At 72.4% G+C, this 17,887-nt stretch carries 19 protein-coding genes; 7 read left to right on the top strand and 12 right to left on the bottom strand.

Annotated features, from left to right (window positions below):
• Nucleotides 1-105: 105 nt before the first annotated feature.
• Both ACFWIS_RS04775 and ACFWIS_RS04770 read right to left on the bottom strand, forming a co-directional pair.
• On the bottom strand, nt 106-1,527 hold the full coding sequence (locus ACFWIS_RS04775) for an FG-GAP-like repeat-containing protein (RefSeq protein ID WP_380461686.1): 1,422 nt from the start codon (nt 1,525-1,527) through the stop codon (nt 106-108).
• Nucleotides 1,528-1,631: 104 nt separating this feature from the next.
• On the bottom strand, nt 1,632-1,907 hold the full coding sequence (locus ACFWIS_RS04770) for a hypothetical protein (RefSeq protein WP_380461687.1): 276 nt from the start codon (nt 1,905-1,907) through the stop codon (nt 1,632-1,634).
• A gap of 613 nt (nt 1,908-2,520) precedes the next feature.
• Here ACFWIS_RS04770 and ACFWIS_RS04765 point away from each other — a divergent pair.
• On the top strand, nt 2,521-3,507 hold the full coding sequence (locus ACFWIS_RS04765) for a LuxR C-terminal-related transcriptional regulator (RefSeq protein WP_380461689.1): 987 nt from the start codon (nt 2,521-2,523) through the stop codon (nt 3,505-3,507).
• A 132-nt stretch (nt 3,508-3,639) separates the two neighbouring features.
• Complete coding sequence (locus tag ACFWIS_RS04760) at nt 3,640-4,419, top strand: VOC family protein (protein ID WP_380461690.1); 780 nt, start codon at nt 3,640-3,642, stop codon at nt 4,417-4,419.
• Between the two features lie 143 nt (nt 4,420-4,562).
• Here ACFWIS_RS04760 and hisF read toward each other — a convergent pair whose 3' ends face one another.
• The 8 genes from hisF to hisD are packed head-to-tail and all read right to left on the bottom strand — an operon-like array spanning nt 4,563 to nt 10,339.
• Nucleotides 4,563-5,333: an imidazole glycerol phosphate synthase subunit HisF gene (gene hisF / locus ACFWIS_RS04755; protein WP_380461691.1), complete on the bottom strand. Its 771-nt coding sequence runs from the start codon at nt 5,331-5,333 to the stop codon at nt 4,563-4,565.
• Entirely contained in the window at nt 5,330-5,761 is a 432-nt protein-coding gene (locus ACFWIS_RS04750) for a Rid family hydrolase (RefSeq protein ID WP_380461692.1), read from the bottom strand. The genes hisF and ACFWIS_RS04750 overlap by 4 nt, the downstream gene beginning before the upstream one ends.
• The gene (gene priA / locus ACFWIS_RS04745; protein WP_380461703.1) at nt 5,758-6,483 is read right to left on the bottom strand and encodes a bifunctional 1-(5-phosphoribosyl)-5-((5-phosphoribosylamino)methylideneamino)imidazole-4-carboxamide isomerase/phosphoribosylanthranilate isomerase PriA; all 726 of its coding nucleotides are present in this window, start codon (nt 6,481-6,483) and stop codon (nt 5,758-5,760) included. Before priA ends, ACFWIS_RS04750 begins: the two co-directional genes overlap by 4 nt.
• 17 nt (nt 6,484-6,500) lie before the next feature.
• Nucleotides 6,501-7,136 (bottom strand): imidazole glycerol phosphate synthase subunit HisH, encoded by a 636-nt coding sequence (hisH, locus tag ACFWIS_RS04740; protein WP_380461693.1) that lies wholly within the window; start codon nt 7,134-7,136, stop codon nt 6,501-6,503.
• Nucleotides 7,137-7,173: 37 nt separating this feature from the next.
• Nucleotides 7,174-7,326 carry a hypothetical protein gene (locus tag ACFWIS_RS04735; protein ID WP_188302392.1) on the bottom strand — a complete coding sequence of 51 codons (153 nt, stop codon included), beginning with the start codon at nt 7,324-7,326 and terminating at the stop codon, nt 7,174-7,176.
• A complete protein-coding gene (gene hisB / locus ACFWIS_RS04730; protein ID WP_350516577.1) occupies nt 7,323-7,916 on the bottom strand; it encodes an imidazoleglycerol-phosphate dehydratase HisB in 594 nt (197 codons plus the stop codon). The genes ACFWIS_RS04735 and hisB overlap by 4 nt, the downstream gene beginning before the upstream one ends.
• A 6-nt stretch (nt 7,917-7,922) precedes the next feature.
• Nucleotides 7,923-9,035, bottom strand: coding sequence for a histidinol-phosphate transaminase (locus ACFWIS_RS04725; RefSeq protein WP_380461694.1), 1,113 nt, complete (start codon nt 9,033-9,035; stop codon nt 7,923-7,925).
• Nucleotides 9,032-10,339, bottom strand: a complete 1,308-nt coding sequence (gene hisD, locus ACFWIS_RS04720; protein ID WP_380461695.1) for a histidinol dehydrogenase — start codon at nt 10,337-10,339, stop codon at nt 9,032-9,034. Before hisD ends, ACFWIS_RS04725 begins: the two co-directional genes overlap by 4 nt.
• Nucleotides 10,340-10,429: 90 nt before the next feature.
• Between hisD and ACFWIS_RS04715 the strand changes: the two genes are divergently transcribed.
• From ACFWIS_RS04715 to ybaK, 5 genes are all read left to right on the top strand, one after another.
• Nucleotides 10,430-12,007: an oxidoreductase gene (locus tag ACFWIS_RS04715; protein WP_380461696.1), complete on the top strand. Its 1,578-nt coding sequence runs from the start codon at nt 10,430-10,432 to the stop codon at nt 12,005-12,007.
• Nucleotides 12,008-12,682: 675 nt separating this feature from the next.
• Nucleotides 12,683-13,804 carry a sporulation protein gene (locus tag ACFWIS_RS04710; protein WP_380523477.1) on the top strand — a complete coding sequence of 374 codons (1,122 nt, stop codon included), beginning with the start codon at nt 12,683-12,685 and terminating at the stop codon, nt 13,802-13,804.
• A 323-nt stretch (nt 13,805-14,127) separates the two neighbouring features.
• Nucleotides 14,128-14,964: a hypothetical protein gene (locus ACFWIS_RS04705; RefSeq protein WP_380461698.1), complete on the top strand. Its 837-nt coding sequence runs from the start codon at nt 14,128-14,130 to the stop codon at nt 14,962-14,964.
• 77 nt (nt 14,965-15,041) lie between these two features.
• A complete protein-coding gene (locus ACFWIS_RS04700; RefSeq protein WP_380461699.1) occupies nt 15,042-15,776 on the top strand; it encodes an LON peptidase substrate-binding domain-containing protein in 735 nt (244 codons plus the stop codon).
• Nucleotides 15,777-15,792: 16 nt separating this feature from the next.
• On the top strand, nt 15,793-16,287 hold the full coding sequence (gene ybaK, locus ACFWIS_RS04695; RefSeq protein WP_380461700.1) for a Cys-tRNA(Pro) deacylase: 495 nt from the start codon (nt 15,793-15,795) through the stop codon (nt 16,285-16,287).
• Between the two features lie 115 nt (nt 16,288-16,402).
• Here the strand turns inward: ybaK and ACFWIS_RS04690 are convergent, their stop codons facing one another.
• Together ACFWIS_RS04690 and ACFWIS_RS04685 are read right to left on the bottom strand one after the other, a co-directional pair.
• On the bottom strand, nt 16,403-17,260 hold the full coding sequence (locus ACFWIS_RS04690; protein ID WP_380523476.1) for a hypothetical protein: 858 nt from the start codon (nt 17,258-17,260) through the stop codon (nt 16,403-16,405).
• A gap of 48 nt (nt 17,261-17,308) precedes the next feature.
• On the bottom strand, nt 17,309-17,887 hold a 579-nt coding region (locus ACFWIS_RS04685), incomplete at its 5' end, for an ABC transporter permease (RefSeq protein WP_380523474.1).

Here is a 17,887-nt window from a genome sequence, read left to right as displayed (position 1 = left end):
ACTGTCGCACCGGTACGGCGGCGGGCCCGCCGGTCAGGAGATCCCCTGACCGACGGGCCCGCCGTGCTGAACCCTGCCACCGGGTCGGCGGAGCCCCTACGCGGTCTACCAGCCGCCGGAGCCGATCTCGGTGCGGGAGCCCAGGCCGTTGCCGGTGCCCTTGTAGAGGTAGAGCTTCCCGGTCTCGCCCGGGGCGGACTCCACCGCCGCCAGGTCGCCGATGCCGTCACCGTCGAAGTCCGCACCGGCGTAGTCCGAGATCCCGTTCCAGCCGCCGGACCCGATCTCCACCCGGCCGTCGATGCCGTGGCCGTTGCCCGGGTACAGCCAGAGCTTGCCCGTGGACGTCTCGGTCGCCACCAGGTCGTCCTTGCCGTCCTTGTTCATGTCACCGGGGCTGACGATCTTGTTCATCCCGTTCCAGCCGCCGGAGCCGATCTCCACCCGGTCACCCACGCCGTGACCCGTCCCCGGGTACAGCCACAACTTGCCCGTCGACACCTCCACCGCCACGACATCGTCCTTGCCGTCACCGTTGAAGTCACCCACCACGGCGTTGTTCATCCCGTTCCAGCCACCGGAGCCGATCTCCACCCGGTCACCCACACCGTGACCCGTCCCCGGGTACAGCCACAACTTCCCCGTCGACTTCTCGGTCGCCACCAGGTCGTCCCGACCGTCACCGTTCAGGTCACCGGCCGCCAGGTTGCTCATCCCGTTCCAGCCACCGGAACCGATCTCCACCCGACTCCCCAAAACGCCCGTACCCGTCCCCGGGTACAGCCACAGCTTCCCCGTCGACGCCTCCACCGCCACCAGGTCCTTCTTGCCGTCACCGTTGAAGTCACCGGCCGTCAGGTTGGTCATCCCCGGGTCGGACGGGCCGTCCTCGCGGATGGACTTGTTGCGGACCGGCACGTAGGTGCCGTAGCCGGAGAAGTACGGGTAGGGGATCTCGCGGTAGTGGACGCCGCTGCCGGTGAACTCGTAGCCCATGTAGTGGTCGGAGTCGGTCCACTTCTCGAACAGCACCACGTGGCCGTTGGCCCCGCTGTTGTCGTTGAGCAGGGCGTCCCCGGGCTTGAGGTCCCCCTTGCCGATCTGCTCGGTGACGCCCCGCGGGCCGAAGGTGTCGGTGGTCAGCGATTCGTCGAGCTTCCAGGCCATCGAGACGTAGCCCGAGCAGTCGGTGCGGTAGCCGTCGTGCGAGCCGGTCCAGCTGTAGTCGAGGCCGATGCCGACCCAGCTCTTGGCTCGCTGGATCGCCTCGCTCCGGCTGACCGCGGGGGCCAGGACGGAGTCGGACGCCGACGCCCCGTCAGCGGCGGGCGCCTGGGCGACCCCGGCCGACTTGCCGACCTCGACCGGCTGGCCGGCGCCACCGTACTCGCCGCCCGCGACCGCGGTGGCGGCGGGGGCGGGGGCGGCGGCGAACGCGGTGCCGCCCTGGACGAGCAGGCCGAGCGACAGCGAGCCGGCCAGGCCGAAGGCGATCGCGGACGTACGGAGATAGGCCTTGCGAGACATGAACACTCCTGGAAATGGCATTCGGAGGACCGGTGCGGCGCGACGGCGCCCGGATCACCGGAAGAGGGAGCGCCGGAGGGACTCCGGCAGGATGTGGAGGGCCGTCAGCCGGCGACGATGACGCGCCAGGACCGGAAGGCCGGAGACCGCGAGAGGGCGGTGGAACAGATGGCCAGCGAATGGGCGGGGGCGTTGTCGCCGCTTCCGCCGCTGGTGAAGAGGATGAGGTCGATCGAGTCCTGAGAGGCTCTCGACTGGACGTGCTCCAGGCCGCCGTAGGGATCGGCGTGGGCCCAGAGCACGTCCTTCAGGACATGGGCGTCGGCCGCGGTGGGCGGGCGCCGGTCGGGGGTCGTCAGGGTGAGACGGACAATGTGCATCGGGCTCGGTTCAGGCGGCCGACACCGACGGCGGCGGTCACTTCTTGTCGTCCCAGCTGATGCTGCCCGGGTCGCCCAGGCCGGGCTTGTCGGTCCCACCAACACCGGTCCCACCCACGCCGGTCCCACCCGCGCCGGTCCCACCCGCGCCGGGGTCGCTCGCCGCGGACACGCCCGCCACGGTAACCGGTGCGACGGCGGCGGTGACGACGGGCAGAGCGAGCGTGGCCACCACTGCCGCAGCCGCCAGGACACCGGGAACGCGAGCGGAGATCCGCATGGAGAACAACCCCCTGGTTGTTGATGATCGGTCGGTTCGTCGGAGGACGACAGCTGGTTCCCGTCGTCCGTCCCGCCGGCCCGGGGCTCGGTGGCCCCTGCGGCTCGGTGATCCATATCCTGCTGGCTCGACCGGTGTTCCGGAAGGCCTCACCCGAGGCAGCATCAGGTCTGGCAGCATGGCGCCACCCGGCCCCGAACCTCCGCCCCCGCCGCCTCCGCAGCTCCGCAGACGGCCCGTCAGTTCTCCTTGCACACACGTGTGCGAACTGTGAGAATCGCGCAGGCGGTCTTGACGTTCCGGCCGCCCGCATCGTCGCGACCGGGGGGAATCGTGCTCGAAGTACTGGGACTGGGCCCGACAGCGGAAGCCGTCTACACGGCCTTGCTGGTCGAGCCCGGCTGCGGAGTCACCGACCTGTGCCGCCGGCTCGGCCTCTCCGAGACCGCCGTCAGGGACGCCCTCGACCAACTCGCGGACCTGACGCTGCTGCGTCCCTCCCAGGAGGTCTGCGGCGCGCTGCGTCCGGTCAGCCCGGCGGTCGGCCTGGAGGCCGTCATCCGCCGCCAGGAGGACGACCTCGCCCGCCGCCAGCAGGAGCTGGCCGCCAGCAAGGCCGCCGTGGCCCAGGCCGTCGCCGCCTACGCGGACCTGATGCCCAACACCACCTCGGACGCCACCGAGCGGCTGGTCGGGATGGACGCGATCCAGGCCAGGCTGGAGACGCTGGCGCGTGGCCTCCGGGAGGAGTTCCTCGCCGCGATCTCGGGCGGGGCGCAGTCCCAGGCCAGCATGGACGCCGCCCGTCCGCTCGACCAGGACGCGTTGGAGCGCGGCGTCGCCATGCGGACGCTCTACCAGGACAGCGTCCGCAACGACCAGGCCACCCACACGTACGCCCAGTGGCTCACCGGCCTCGGCGGCCAGGTGCGGACGGCGCCCCTCCTGCCGCCCCGGCTGTTGGTCTTCGACCGGCACACCGCCGTCGTCCCGATCGACCCGACGCGGACCAGGCTCGGGGCCCTGTGCACCAGCGAGCCCGGGCTGGTCGCCTCGCTCGTCGCCCTGTTCGAACAGGCCTGGTCGACCGCCGTACCGCTCGGCGCCGACCAGCCCACCCATCACGACACCGGGCTCACCCCGGCCGAACGCGACCTGCTGCGGCTGCTCGGTACGGGCCTGACCGACGAGGCCGCCGGCAAGCGGCTCGGCATCTCGGTGCGCACCGTGCGCCGCCAGATGTCCGCCCTCATGGAGCGGCTCGATGCCGCCAGCCGCTTCGAGGCCGGTCTCAAGGCGGCGCAGCGCGGCTGGCTGTAACGGCGGGCCCGGGCCCGCCCCCCCCGGCACGGCCGCCTCCCGGCTGCGGATGTCAGTGGCCGGGTGCAGACTCGCAGGTGCCCGGGTCCGACCAGGGCGCCCGGGTCACTCTCCGTCGAAGGGCACCGCCTCATGATCACCACCGACTTTCCCATCGGCTCGCCTTGCTGGATCGACCTGGGCAGCCCCGACATCGCCGCGACCGCCGCGTTCTACGGCAAGGTCTTCGGCTGGACGTTCCAGGAGGTCCCGGACGCGATGGGCTACGGCTTCCTCCAGCTGAACGGGAAGACCGTCGGCGCGATCGGCCCGCTCAACCCGGGCGACCAGTCCTCCTGGACGACGTACTTCCGCACCGCCGACGTGGACGCGACGGTCGGTGCCGCCCAGCAGGCCGGCGGCAAGGTGCTGGTGCCGCCGGCGGACGTGATGGAGGAGGGCCGGATGGCCCAGCTCGCCGACCCGCAGGGCGCGCGGTTCGCCGTCTGGCAGGCCGGGAACACCGTCGGGCTGGACGCCGTCTCCGAGGACGACACGCTGGTCTGGTCGGAGCTGCACACCCAGGACCAGGACGGCGGATTCTCCTTCTACCACGGGCTGTTCGGCTGGCGGGTGGAGAACTTCGAGCCGTCCCCGGGGATGACCTACCGGGTGATCTCCACGGCCGACGGGGACCAGCAGCAGACCAGCTTCGGCGGCATCGCCCCGACCATGCAGCAGGGCCAGCCCTCCGCCTGGACGCCGTACTTCGCGGCCGGCGACGTGGACGCGCTGGTCACCAAGGCGACGGCGGCGGGCGGCACGGTGCTGATGCCGGCCGCGGACGTGGAGAACGTCGGCCGGATCGCCTGGCTGGCGGACCCGAACGGTGCGCCGTTCGCCCTGATCAAGGGCGAGCCGCGGCAGTCCTGAGCGCGGAAACCGGAGTCCTGAGCACGGAACGCAAGGACACGGAGCGCGAAGGCACGAAACGCGACGCCACGAAACGCGACGCCACGAAACGCGCGGAGGGCCCGCCCCGGAAGCCGAGGCGGGCCCTCCTGCACGTCCGGCCGTCACCGCACCGGGTGCCCGGCCTCCCGCAGCGCGTCCTTGACCTCGCCGATCCGCAGGTCCCCGAAGTGGAAGACGCTGGCCGCGAGCACCGCGTCCGCCCCCGCCTCGACGGCCGGCGCGAAGTCGCCGAGCCGCCCGGCCCCGCCGGAGGCGATCACCGGCACCGAGACGGCCTTGCGCACCGCGCGGATCATCTCCAGGTCGTAGCCGTTCTTGGTGCCGTCCGCGTCCATCGAGTTGAGCAGGATCTCGCCCGCCCCCAACTCGGCCGCGCGGCCCGCCCATTCGACCGCGTCGAGGCCGGTGCCGCGGCGCCCGCCGTGGGTGGTGACCTCGTAGCCGGACGGCGTCTCGGTCCCTTCGGCGCACCGCCGGGCGTCGACCGACAGCACCAGCACCTGGCGGCCGAACCGCTGGGCGATCTCGCGGATCAGCTCGGGCCGGGCGATGGCCGCGGTGTTGACGCCGACCTTGTCGGCGCCGGCCCGCAGCAGCTTGTTGACGTCCTCGACGGCGCGGATGCCGCCGCCGACGGTGAGCGGGATGAACACCTGCTCGGCGGTGCGGCGGACCACGTCGTAGGTGGTCTCGCGGTCGCCGGAGGAGGCGGTGATGTCGAGGAAGGTCAGCTCGTCGGCGCCCTCGGCGTCGTAGAGCTTGGCCATCTCGACCGGGTCGCCGGCGTCGCGCAGGTTCTGGAAGTTGACGCCCTTGACCACCCGCCCGGCGTCCACGTCCAGGCAGGGGATGACACGTACTGCGAGGGTCACGGCTGCTTGCCTTCCAGGGTCTTTGCCAGCCCGGTGCGGTGCGCGTCGATCTCGACCTCGACCATCATCCGGGAGTCGATCAGTCCGTCGACCACCACCAGGGTGGCCACCGGCCGTACGGCGTCGAAGAGTTCGTGGTGGACCCGGCCCACCGCTTCGACGTCGCGGGCGTGGGTGAGGAACATCCGGGTGCGGACCACGTCGTCCGCCGTCAGTCCGTACGCGGCCAGCGCCTCCAGCGCGTTGCCGAACGCGACGCGGGCCTGCTCGGAGGGGTCGCCCTCGCCGTGGAGGACGTCACCCACCAGCGGGCGGGCGCCCGACACGTGCACATGATCGCCGGCGGCGACCGCCTGCGCCGTGCCGATGGTGTCCTCCCAGTGGGAGAATCCCGCCACCCGACCGCGTACGACCTGACGTTCCGTCATCCGGAAACCGCCTCCAGGGCCTCTTCGAGGGTGAACTTCTGCTCGTAGAGTGCCTTGCCCACGATGGCGCCCTCGACACCCTCGCCGACCAGCGAGGCGATGGCGCGCAGGTCGTCGAGCGAGGAGACGCCGCCGGAGGCGACCACCGGGCGGTCGGTGGCGCCGCAGACGTCGCGCAGCAGCTGGAGGTTGGGGCCGGTCAGGGTGCCGTCGCGGTTGACGTCGGTGACGACGTAGCGGGCGCAGCCCTCGGCGTTGAGCCGCTCCAGGACGTCGAAGAGCTGGCCGCCGTCGCGGGTCCAGCCGCGGCCGCGCAGGGTGGTGCCGACCACGTCCAGGCCGACGGCGATCTTGTCACCGTGCTCGGCGATGGCCTTGGCGACCCACTCGGGGGCCTCCAGGGCGGCGGTGCCGAGGTTGACCCGGGTGCAGCCGGTGGCGAGGGCGCGGGCGAGCGACTCGTCGTCGCGGATGCCGCCGGACAGCTCGACCTTGATGTCCAGCTGACCGGTGACCTCGCGCAGCAGCTCGTAGTTGCTACCGGTCCCGAAGGCGGCGTCGAGGTCGACCAGGTGCAGCCACTCGGCGCCGGCGTTCTGCCAGGCGAGGGCGGCGGCCAGCGGCTCGCCGAAGGAGGTCTCGGTGCCGGAGGCACCCTTGACCAGGCGGACGGCCTGGCCGTCCCGGACGTCGACGGCAGGCAGCAGCTCAAGGCTCATCAGTAACAACTCTCAGACGGTCAGAGGGTGTTGACCCAGTTGGTCAGGAGGGCGGCGCCGGCGTCGCCGGACTTCTCGGGGTGGAACTGGGTGGCCCAGAGCGGGCCGTTCTCGACGGCGGCGACGAACGGCTGCCCGTGGGTGGCCCAGGTGACCAGCGGCGGGTTGATCCGCGCGCTGTGGCTCTCCAGCTCCCAGTGCCGCACGCCGTAGGAGTGGACGAAGTAGAAGCGGGTGTCCCGGTCCAAGCCGGCGAACATCCGGCTGCCCTCGGGCACGTCCACCGTGTTCCAGCCCATGTGGGGGATGACCGGGGCGTCCAGCGGCTCGACGGTGCCGGGCCACTCGTCGCAGCCGGACGTCTCGACGCCGTGCTCGACGCCCTTCTCGAAGAGGATCTGCATGCCGACGCAGATGCCCATGACCGGGCGGCCCCCGGAGAGCCGGCGGCCGATGATCCAGTCACCGCGGACGGACTTCAGCCCGCGCATGCAGGCCTCGAAGGCGCCGACGCCGGGGACGAGCAGGCCGTCGGCGGCCATCGCGGTGTCGTAGTCGGAGCTGACCGTGACGTTCGCCCCGGTCCGTTCCAGGGCGCGCTGCGCGGAGCGGAGGTTGCCGGAGCCGTAGTCGAGGACGACGACGTTCTTGCCCATGTTCAGGTGTCCAGTCTCTCTACGGGGCCAGGCGGGTCTAGAGGCGCATGAGGCCGGAGCCCAGGCACATCACGGCACCGATGGCCAGCACCAGGATGACGCCCTTCGGCAGCTTCTGCTTCCAGAAGGAGATCACTCCGCCGGCCAGGAAGAGGCCGACGAACAGGAGGATCGTCGCGGTCTTGTTCACAGCGCGCCCTTGGTCGAGGGGAGGATTCCGGCCGCGCGCGGGTCGTGCTCGGCGGCGTAGCGCAGCGCCCGGGCCAGCGCCTTGAACTGGCACTCCACGATGTGGTGCGCGTTGCGCCCGTACGGGACGTGCACGTGCAGCGCGATCTGGGCCTGGGCCACGAAGGACTCCAGGATGTGCCGGGTCATCGTGGTGTCGTAGCTGCCGATCATCGGCGCCATGTTCTCGGGCTCGGTGTGCACCAGGTAGGGCCGGCCGGAGAGGTCGACGGTGACCTGGGCGAGCGACTCGTCCAGCGGCACCGTGCAGTTGCCGAAGCGGTAGATGCCGACCTTGTCGCCGAGCGCCTGCTTGAAGGCGGCGCCGAGCGCGAGGGCGGTGTCCTCGATGGTGTGGTGGGTGTCGATGTGCAGGTCGCCGTCGGTCTTGACGGTGAGGTCGAACAGACCGTGGCGGCCGAGCTGGTCGAGCATGTGGTCGTAGAAGCCGACGCCGGTGGAGATGTCGGTGCGGCCGGTGCCGTCCAGGTCTATCTCGACCAGGACGGAGGTCTCCTTGGTGGTGCGCTCGACGCGTCCGATGCGGGACATGAAGGGTTACAGCTCCTTGATCACGGTGCGGACGGCGTCCAGGAAGGCGTCGTTCTCGGCGGGCGTGCCGGCGGTGACGCGCAGCCACCCGGGGACGCCGTTGTCACGGACCAGGACACCCTGGTCGAGGATGGCCTGCCAGACGGCGTGGGTGTCGGCGAACCGGCCGAACTGGACGAAGTTGGCGTCCGAGTCGGTCACCTCCAGGCCCATCGCGCGCAGCGCGTCGACCAGCCGGTCGCGCTCGGCCTTGAGCCGGCCGACGTACCCGAGCAGGGTGTCCGTGTGCTCCAGGCAGGCCAGCGCGGTGGCCTGGGTGACGGCCGACAGGTGGTACGGCAGCCGGACCAGCTGGACGGCGTCCACCACGGCCGGGTCGGCGGCCAGATAGCCCAGCCGCAGCCCGGCGGCGCCGAAGGCCTTGGACATGGTGCGGCTGACCACCAGGTTGGGGCGGCCCTCGATCAGCGGCAGCAGCGAGGCGCGGTGCGAGAACTCGACGTACGCCTCGTCCACCACCACCAGGCTGGGCCGGGCGGCCTGGGCGGCCTCGTACAGCCGCAGGACGGTCTCCGCCGTCACCGCCGTCCCGGTCGGGTTGTTCGGCGAGCAGATGAACACCACGTTCGGCCTGTGCTCGGCGATGGCCGCGAGGGCGGCCTCCACGTCGATGGTGAAGTCGTCGCCCCGCGGGCCGGAGATCCAGGCGGTGCCGGTGCCCCGGGAGATCAGCGCGTGCATCGAGTACGAGGGCTCGAAGCCGAGCGCGCTGCGGCCGGGGCCGCCGAAGGTCTGCAGCAGCTGCTGGAGCACCTCGTTGGAGCCGTTGGCGGCCCACACCTGCTCGCGCGCCACCGGGAAGCCGGTGGTGCGGGTGAGGTACGCCGCCAGGCCCTCGCGCAGCTCGACCGCGTCCCGGTCGGGGTAGCGGTTGAGGTTGCGGGCGGCGTCGGCGACCCGCTCGGTGATCCGGGCCACCAGCTCCTCGGGCAGCCGGTACGGGTTCTCGTTGGTGTTCAGCTGGACGGGCACGTCCAGCTGCGGCGCGCCGTACGGGGACTGGCCGCGCAGCTCGTCGCGGATGGGCAGGTCGTCGATGCGAGTCGCACGCGTGGTCACGAGCCGGGAACCGTCCAATCGAACCGGGCCTTGATGGCGTCCCCGTGTCCGGGGAGGTCCTCGGCGTCGGCCAGGTTGACCACGTGCGCGGCGACGTCCGCCAGCGCCTCCCGGTCGTACTCGACGACCTGGACGCTCCGCAGGAAGGTCTGCACCGACAGCCCGGAGGAGTGGCAGGCGCAGCCGCCGGTCGGCAGCACGTGGTTGGAGCCGGCCGCGTAGTCGCCCAGCGAGACCGGGGTCCAGCGGCCGATGAAGACCGCGCCGGCGTTGACCACCCGCTCGGCCACCGCGTGCGGGTCCCGGGTCTGGATCTCCAGGTGCTCGGCCGCGTAGGCGTTGACCACCGCGAGGCCCTGGGTCAGGTCGTCGACCAGGATGATGCCGGACTGCCGGCCGCCGAGCGCCTCGGCGACCCGCTCGCTGTGCTTGGTCCGGCCGACCTGCGCGACCAGCTCGACCTCGACCGCGTCGGCCAGCGCCGGGGAGTCGGTGACCAGCACCGAGCCGGAGGTGGGGCCGTGCTCGGCCTGGCTGATCAGGTCGGCGGCGACGTCGGACGGCAGCGCGCTGTCGTCGGCGAGGACGGCGATCTCGGTCGGCCCGGCCTCGGAGTCGATGCCGATCCGGCCGGCGAACAGCCGCTTGGCGGCGGCCACGTAGATGTTGCCGGGGCCGGTGACCATGTTCACCGGCGCGCACTCCTCGGTGCCGAGGGCGAACATCGCCACCGCCTGGGCGCCGCCGACGGAGTAGACCTCGTCCACGCCGAGCAGCGCGCAGGCCGCCAGGATGGTCGGGTGGACGCGCCCCCCGAACTCCTTCTGCGGCGGCGAGGTCACCGCGATGCCCCGGACGCCCGCCTCCTGGGCCGGCACCACGTTCATCACCACGGAGGACGGGTACACCGCCAGCCCACCCGGCACGTACAGCCCGACCCGCTCGACCGGCACCCAGCGCTGGGTGACCGTGCCGCCCGGCACCACCTGGGTGGTGTGTCCGGTGCGGCGCTGGTCGGCGTGCACGGCGCGGGCCCGGCGGATGGACTCCTCCAGCGCGGCCCGCACCTTCGGGTCCAGCGTCTCCAGGGCCTCGGCCAGCTGCTCGGCGGGCACCCGGGTGGACTCCAGCCGGACGCCGTCGAAGCGCTCGGTGATCTCGATCAGCGCCGCGACCCCGCGATGGCGTACGTCCTCGGCGATCGGCCGCACCTTCTCCAGGGCGGCCGCCACGTCGAACTCGGCACGGGGCAGCAGGTCACGCGGGTCGTCCAGCGAGCCGCGGAGGTCGATTCGAGAGATCACGCCACCCAGTGTAAGGAGTGGCCGGAACGGCTGGTCCCACATTTCAGTCCGTGATACGAAAGGCGAGACGACCGGGGGACGGGGGAAACCATGGCGGAGAGCGCTCCAGAAGGCTGGACCGACACCGAACGGGAGCTCTGGGAGGCCTTCCGTGAGGGCGAGGTCTTCGACCGCCGGTGTGGCCGGAACGACATCGACGACCCCTTCGGGGACACCCTCTGGGGGCCCGAGCGAACGGTCGGCGCCGAGGTCCTCGCCCACCTGCTACTGGCCGGCCCGCAGCCCACCGCCGGGCGGGTCGCCTCGCTGCGGATGAGCGGGGTGTACGTCACCGGCGCGCTCAACCTGGCCGGCGGGCACATCGACCGGTACGTCGAGCTGCGCGGCTGCCGCTTCGAGCACAAGGTCCTCATCTCGGAGGCCTCGGCCACCACCCTGCGCCTGGTCGACTGCCTGCTCCCCCGGCTGGAGGCCTCCCGGCTCTCCACCACCGGCGACGTCCACCTGGCCCGCTGCCGGATCCCCGACGGCATCCGGCTCACCGACGCCAAGATCGGCACCGACCTGCTGCTCAACATGGCCGTCATCGGCGGTGACCGCTACGGCCGCGCCGTGTCCGCCGACGGGATGACCGTCCACCAGGACTTCGAGGCCGAACGCCTGGAGACCAGGGGCGAGTTGAGCGTCCGCACGGCCCGCATAGGCGGCCGGTTCTCGCTCCGCGGCGCCCAGCTGCACGCCGACCCGCAGAACCGGGTCTGCCTCAACGCGGTGCGGCTCAACGTCGGCCACACCCTCTACCTGACCAGCTCCGCCGACGGCGGCTGGTTCGGCTCCCGCAGCTACTACGGCTCCGGCTACGGCCAGAGCCCCCCGCCCGACGCCCCCAGCACACCCTTCCGCGCCTACGGCCAGGTGCGCCTCTCCGACGCCCGCTTCGAGGCTGCCTGCCTGATCTCTGGCGAATTCCACCTGGAGGGTGACGACGAGCTCTCGCTGCGCCGCATCCACACCCCCGAACTGCGCTTCACCTGCAAGATCCGGCCCACCGGCACCGTCTCGCTGTCCCGCGCCCGGGTCGGCAACCTGGTCGACACCCCGGAGGCCTGGCCGCTCGGCCGGCACCTGCGGCTGACCGGCTTCGTCTACGACAACCTGCGGCCGGTCGGCCAGTTCACCGTCCAGCAGCGGATCGCCTGGCTGGAGGGCTCCGCCGTGGAGTTCCAGCCCGAGTCCTACGAGCAGCTCGCCACCGCCCTGCGCCGCGACGGGGCCGACGACGACGCCCGGCACGTGCTGTACGCCAAGCAGCGCCGCCGCCAGGAGACCCTGCCACTGCCCGCCCGGATCTGGGGCCGGGTCCAGGACGTCACCGTCGGTTACGGCTACCGCCCCGGCCGGGCCGGCCTCTGGCTGCTGCTCGCCTGGGCGCTCGGCAGCATCTGGTTCGCCACCCACCCGCTGGAACCGCTCAAGCCCGACGAGAAACCGCACTGGAACCCGGTGCTCTACACCCTCAACCAGCTGCTGCCGATCATCGACCTCAACCAGGGCGCCTGGAACCCCGGCGGGATCACCCAATGGATCTCGGCCGGCCTCGTCGTCGTCGGCTGGCTCCTCGCCTCCACCGTCGTGGCCGGCGCCACCCGCCTCCTCCAACGCGGCTGACCCCGGCCCGGAGACGACCACCTGCGGCCCGCTCAACCCCACCCCTACACCGGCTCCCCCCGCCCGCCCCTTCCACAATCGGCAAAAGCAACGGCGGGCCCGGCCGAACTTGGGCGGGCCCGCCGAAACCAAAGCCAATCAACACTTTCCGCCCAGGCCCTGCTACCCGTTGCCGCTCGAAATCACCGAAGCGGCAACGGCATTATTCGACACCTCTTGCTCCACACAGGAAGTCAGCCAGACCGACTTCCTGTGCAGACGACGAGAAGACCTTGGAATCTTGCAGCGGGATTAGCAATTCACCCCGGGCCAGCAGTCCTGCTCGACACAACCGGCAGGGCAGGTCTCCGCAGCACCCGGTACGACGACTACCACCGCACGATCAAGGAACGCGGCCCCGACCGGCAACCGCGCAAGCGCACCGGGGCGTCTTCCCTCAGGTGTGACGGTCCAACTGGGCTCTCCAGGCAGGCGCTAGCGTGGACCGGAAGACGGGGCCTCGCGCAGCGGGTGAACGAGCTCTCCGAGCAGCGCGGTCAGTCCCGCGCATACACCCATACGAGCGTCGGCAACTGGATAGACAAGGGCATGATCCCCGACGCCCCGGCGCCCGAGCTCATCGCCGTTGCGCTGGGAGAACGCCTCGGACGGCCTGTCACCCTTACCGAGATGGGCATGGCTGCCCTCCCCGCCAACCCGGCCGCGATGGGGTTGGATTTCCCCAGAGACCCCGGCGACGCCGTGCGCAACGCCGCGAACTTCTGGAGCACCGTGCACCGACGCGACTTCCTCGGCGGCGCGTTCGCCGTCGCTGCCTACACCACCCCGGTCACCCGCTGGCTGGTCCAGCCCTGCGCGCCGCTGCCTGGGCACCGTGGCAGCCTTCAGGTCGGCCGCGCGGACCTGGAAGAGCTGTGGCAGGCCGCGAGCGAGGCCCGCTCCTGGGACTCGAAGTACGGCGGCGGCAGCTGGCGCTCCAGCAGCGTCGCGGACTGCCTCCGGCACCGCGCGAGCCCGCTGCTGGTCGGCACCTACCCGGAGAAGATCGGCGCCGAGCTGTACCGCGTGACCGCCGAGCTCGCCCGGATCGTCGGCTGGGCCGCGCTGGACATGGGCCAGCACGACGCCGCGCAGCGGCACTTCATCCAGGCTCTCGCGCTCGCCCGCGCGGCCGGCGACACCGAGGTCGGCAGCCACGTGATGTCCACGATGGCGCTGCAAGCCATGCTGCGCGGCTACCCGAGCGAGGCCATCGACATGGTCCAGGGCGGCTACGAGCACGCGAAGGGGTCGGCGAGCCCGCGGGTGCTGGCGTTCGCGAAGATGGTCGAGGCCCGGGCACACGGCCGCTCCCGGGACCCGCGGGCGGCGTCGCGCGCCCTGTCCGAGGCAGAGACGCTCCTCGGCCGCGCACGGCCCGGCGACGATCCGGAGTGGATCAGCTACATGAGCCACACCCGGCTCGCATCGGATGCGGTCGAGGTGTGGCGGGACCTCGGCAACCCGAAGGCGGCGTTCACGTGGAACCGGCACGCCGACGCGATGCCCGAGGGCTCCTTCGCCCGCTCGGTCGGGCTGCGCCTCACGGTGCTCGGGACGGTGCACCTGCAGGGCGGCAGCCTCGAGGAAGGCGTCGCGATGGGGCACCGGGCGGTCGACATCCTCGCTCGGGTGCAGTCGACGCGGGCGCGGGACTACGTGCGGGACTACACGAGGGAGTTGCGGCGCTGGCCGAAGGAGCCGGCGGTTCGGGACCTGCTGCAGCGGGCAGGCACGGACCTGGCCACGGCCGGCTGAGCGGCCAGGCACGCCGACCTGAGGTCAGCCGGTCCAGATGGTGTCGCTGGCCGGACTCCACCAGCTGTCGCGGGCGATGGCCCAAGCCGAAGCGTCCGCGTGCGCGAACTACTGGAACGCGCCCGTCCCATGGCGACAAGCCTCCGGATCTGACCAGCGCCGAGACCCACCAGGCAGACCCCGCCCCCACCCGTCAGCGAATTCCGCAAACGGTTGGCACTCAGCGTAGTGACTGTGCTACTTTCCGCATCATCAACAGAACATAGAAGACCCCGGCGGTGCTACCAACACCCCGGGGTCCGGCACAGGAGCAGACACTCCCAATGCAGATCCATCGTAGCGCCCAGGCGCGCTGTTTCACCGTACTTCCGAACGGCCTCCTCCAGGACCGCCGCCTCAGCTACACCGCCCGGGGCCTGCTCGCAGACCTCCTCTCCCGCCCCGACGGCTGGCGCGAGGACGGGCGGCACATGGCCGACACCAGCCCGCAGGGGCGCGGCGCAATCCGGCGGGCGCTCAAGGAGTTGAAGGACGCCGGGTACTACCGCGTCGACACGCTCCGGCTGCCCGACGGCACCATCCGCTCCGAGGCGCACGTCTTCGACACCCCCCGACCGGCACCGGCTGTCCCCCACCCGGCTTCCGGTGAACCCGAGACCGGTCCCCCTGACAGCCCTGTAGTAAAGAACCCGGAAGAAGTACCCACCCTCCCCACCCAGTTGACGCGAGCGGACGAGCAGACCCGCAGGGCGGTGGCAGCGCTCTTCCGCGCCGTCCGCCCCGAACCCCGACTGCGCCTCGGCGAGGCCGAGGCGCAGCAGCTCGCGCCCCTCGTGTCGCAGTGGCTGGAACGCGGCAGCACCCCAGAAGAGTTGGCCCACGCCCTGCTGCCCGGCCTGCCCTCGCCGCTGCACTCCCCGGTGGCGATCCTGCGCGACCGGCTCCAACGCAAGCTGCCGCCCGCCCGGGCACCACAGGCCGCCCCCGCCGAGTGCGCCAAGTGCCACGACCCCGTGCCCCGCCCCGGCATCTGCCGTCCCTGCGCGGGCCTCGGCGGCGCCAGAATCCTCGCGCTCGGCACCGGCGCCACCGCCGCACCCGGCGGCGCCGCCCGTGCCCGCGCAGCGCTGCGCGGGCACGGTCTGTTCACCACCGCGTGAACACGGTGCGTGTCCACGGGTCGGCGCTCCGGTAACCGCGCGACAAGGGGTGGCTCCGGGGAACTACGCTGTCCGCCGTGACAGAACGGCTGCCGCTCTTCCCGCTGAACACCGTGCTCTACCCGGGCCTCGTGCTGCCCCTGAACGTCTTCGAGGAGCGTTACCGCCGTCTCGTCGCCGATCTGCTCGAACAGTCCGAGGACGAGCCGCGCCGCTTCGGCGTGCTCGCCATCAAGGACGGCCGCGAGACCTCCCCGGTCCGGCCCGAGGAGGGCCCGGCCGGTCCGCTCGACGGCCTGGGCACCGTCACCGGGGACCCGCTGGAGGCGGTGTACCACGTCGGCTGCGTCGCCGACGTCTCCTCCGTCCAGGCCCAGCCCGACGGCCGCTACGAGCTGCTGGTCACCGGCACCACCCGGTTCCGGCTCCGGCTCGACTCGGTGGACGTCACCGGCCCGTACCTGACCGGCGAGGTCGAGCTGGTGGAGGAGCGCCCCGGCGACGGCTCCGGCGCGCTCGCCGCCGAGGTCGAACGGGCCTTCCGGGTCTACCAGAAGCGGCTGGCCGGCGCCCGCGAGGCCAGCACCCACGGCCGCCAGGAACTCCCGGACGACCCCCAGGTCCTCTCCTACCTGGTCGCCGCCGCCTCGGTGTTCGAGACCCCGGTCAAGCAGCGGCTGCTCGCCTGCCCGGACACCGCCCAGCGGCTGCGCACCGAACTCGACCTGCTGCGCCGCGAGAGCGCCGTGCTCAGCTGGCTGCCCTCGCTGCCCGCGGTCGACCTCACCCGCCAGTCCTTCAGCCCCAACTGAGCCGAGGCACGCCCCCATGGCCAAGAAACCGAAGAAGGGCGGCCAGGGCACCCCCGCCACCGTCGCCCTGGAAGCCGCCGCCGTCCCCTTCACCGTCCACTCCTACGAGCACGACCCGGCCGCCGCCTCCTACGGCGGCGAGGCCGCCGAGGCCCTGGGCGTGGCCGCCGAGCGCGTCTTCAAGACCCTGGTCGCCGACGTGGACGGTGCCCTCACCGTCGGCGTGGTGCCGGTCGCCGGCCAGCTCGACCTCAAGGCCCTGGCCGCGGCCGTCGGCGGGAAGCGCGCCGCCATGGCCGACCCGGCCGCCGCCGAGCGCAGCAGCGGCTACGTCCTCGGCGGCATCTCCCCGCTGGGCCAGCGCCGCCCCCTGCGCACCGTGATCGACGCCAGCGCCCTGACCCACCCGACCGTCTACGTGTCCGCGGGCCGCCGCGGCCTGGAAGTGGAACTGGCCCCCGCCGACCTCATCACCCTCACCCGCGCCCACACCGCCCCCATCGCCCGCTGAGCCCACCCGGCAAAAACCCCGCGCCCCGAAAGGGGCGCGGGGAGCTGCGCGAGGCGGAAGGGCCCGGCCTGTACCCGGCCGCCGACCTCCCGCCCCACTCACGAAACTCACGAACTCACCCCTGCCGCCGGTCCTCCGGAACCGTCTCCGCAGGAGCCCCCTCCGTAGGAGCCCCCTCCGTAGGAGCCCCCTCCGTAGGAGCCCCCTCCGCAGGAGCCCCCTCCGCAGGAGCCCCCTCCGCAGGAGCCCCCTCCGCAGGAGCCCCCTGCCCAGGAGCCCCCTCCGCCGGAGGCCCGTACGTCCCCGCCGGCACCCCCCAGTACGGCGGCGGGTCCTCCTCCCGCTTCCCGAACGCCGCCGACAGCGCCAGCAGCACCACCATCGCCGTCATCGGCCACACCAGCAGCGCCCCCAGCGCACCCAGGTCGATGCTGGCGTCGAAGTGCCCGCCGTTGCCGACCCGCCGGGCCTCGGCGATCAGGTTGTCGCTCGGCCCGAGCCACCGGCCGAGCTTCCAGGCCCCGTACGAGCCGAGCAGTCCGCCGATCGCCAGCCCGAGCGCGACCGAGATCCCGCCGCCGCGCTTGCGGGTCACCAGGAAGGCGCCGAGCGCGGTGAGGATCCCGGCGCCCAGCCCGATCAGCACGAACACCGCGTCGGCGCCGGCCCGCTGCTCGCCCTCGGGGTCCACGTAGAGGATCCGGTCACCGTCCACGACCAGCGGCACCTTGGGCGCCAGCCAGGCCCACAGCCCGGCCATCACCAGTCCGGCGAGCAGGCACACGAGCACGACCCCGGAGCCGATCCGCAGCTCGGCCGGCACCTGGCGCCCGCCCGCGGGCGGCGTCGTCGGCAGCCCGGCGGGCGGCTCCTCGGCGGAGACCGGCGGCGGTGCGAACGGGTCGGGTACGGCTCCCGGCTCGGCCGGCACATCGGCGCGGGCGGGTTCCGGAGGTGTGTTCGGTACGGTCACAGGCCCCATCGTTTCACGACGCCCGTACGAACGGCCCCACGGCCGCCCCTACCGCGCGACGGCCCGCCGGTACGCCCACGTGGCCAGGGCCAGCGACACCACGCCCACCGCCGCGCAGACCCCGAGGTCGGCGATCACCATCCCCCAGTCCGGGTCGGGTGCGAAGGTCCGGGCGAAGGCCTCCACCCCGTACGTCGAGGGCAGCAGGTCGCGCAGCCACAGCACCGGCTGCGGCAGGTGGTCCACCGGCAGCACGCCGAGCAGCAGGGCCGCCGACATGCCGAGCTGCCCGAGCATGGTCGCGATCTCCTGCCGCGGCGCGAGCAGCCCGCAGGCCGCGCCGAGTCCGGAGAGGGCGGCCCCGGCGAGCGGCACGACGGCCAGCAGCACCCACAGCTGGCCGAGCGGCAGCCCGAACATCACCGCGCCGATGCCGGCCGTGACGAGCGTCCCGGGCAGGGTGAAGGAGGCGTAGGCGGCGGCCGCGCCGAGCACCACGGAGGCGGCCGGCACCGGCAGCGTCGCGTAGTGGTCGAGGCCGCCGGTGGCGCGCAGCTTCCCGAAGTACTGGGCCAGCAGGTTGAGGGCGACGAAGGCCACCACCAGCACGCTGGACCCGGCGACCAC

The organism is Kitasatospora sp. NPDC127060 (assembly GCF_042724935.1).
GTDB lineage: Bacteria > Actinomycetota > Actinomycetes > Streptomycetales > Streptomycetaceae > Kitasatospora.
This window is presented reverse-complemented; position numbering and strand designations above follow the sequence as displayed.

Coding starts and splice junctions, on each gene's coding strand:
- ACFWIS_RS04715 (WP_380461696.1), top strand. CDS start 10,430: ATGGCGGAGAGCGCTCCAGAAGGCTGGACCGACACCGAACGGGAGCTC.
- hisB (WP_350516577.1), bottom strand. CDS start 7,916: ATGTCCCGCATCGGACGCGTCGAGCGCACCACCAAGGAGACCTCCGTC.
- ACFWIS_RS04750 (WP_380461692.1), bottom strand. CDS start 5,761: ATGACGGAACGTCAGGTCGTACGCGGTCGGGTGGCGGGATTCTCCCAC.
- ACFWIS_RS04710 (WP_380523477.1), top strand. CDS start 12,683: ATGGCTGCCCTCCCCGCCAACCCGGCCGCGATGGGGTTGGATTTCCCC.
- hisH (WP_380461693.1), bottom strand. CDS start 7,136: ATGGGCAAGAACGTCGTCGTCCTCGACTACGGCTCCGGCAACCTCCGC.
- ACFWIS_RS04705 (WP_380461698.1), top strand. CDS start 14,128: ATGCAGATCCATCGTAGCGCCCAGGCGCGCTGTTTCACCGTACTTCCG.
- ACFWIS_RS04775 (WP_380461686.1), bottom strand. CDS start 1,527: ATGTCTCGCAAGGCCTATCTCCGTACGTCCGCGATCGCCTTCGGCCTG.
- ybaK (WP_380461700.1), top strand. CDS start 15,793: ATGGCCAAGAAACCGAAGAAGGGCGGCCAGGGCACCCCCGCCACCGTC.
- ACFWIS_RS04760 (WP_380461690.1), top strand. CDS start 3,640: ATGATCACCACCGACTTTCCCATCGGCTCGCCTTGCTGGATCGACCTG.
- ACFWIS_RS04770 (WP_380461687.1), bottom strand. CDS start 1,907: ATGCACATTGTCCGTCTCACCCTGACGACCCCCGACCGGCGCCCGCCC.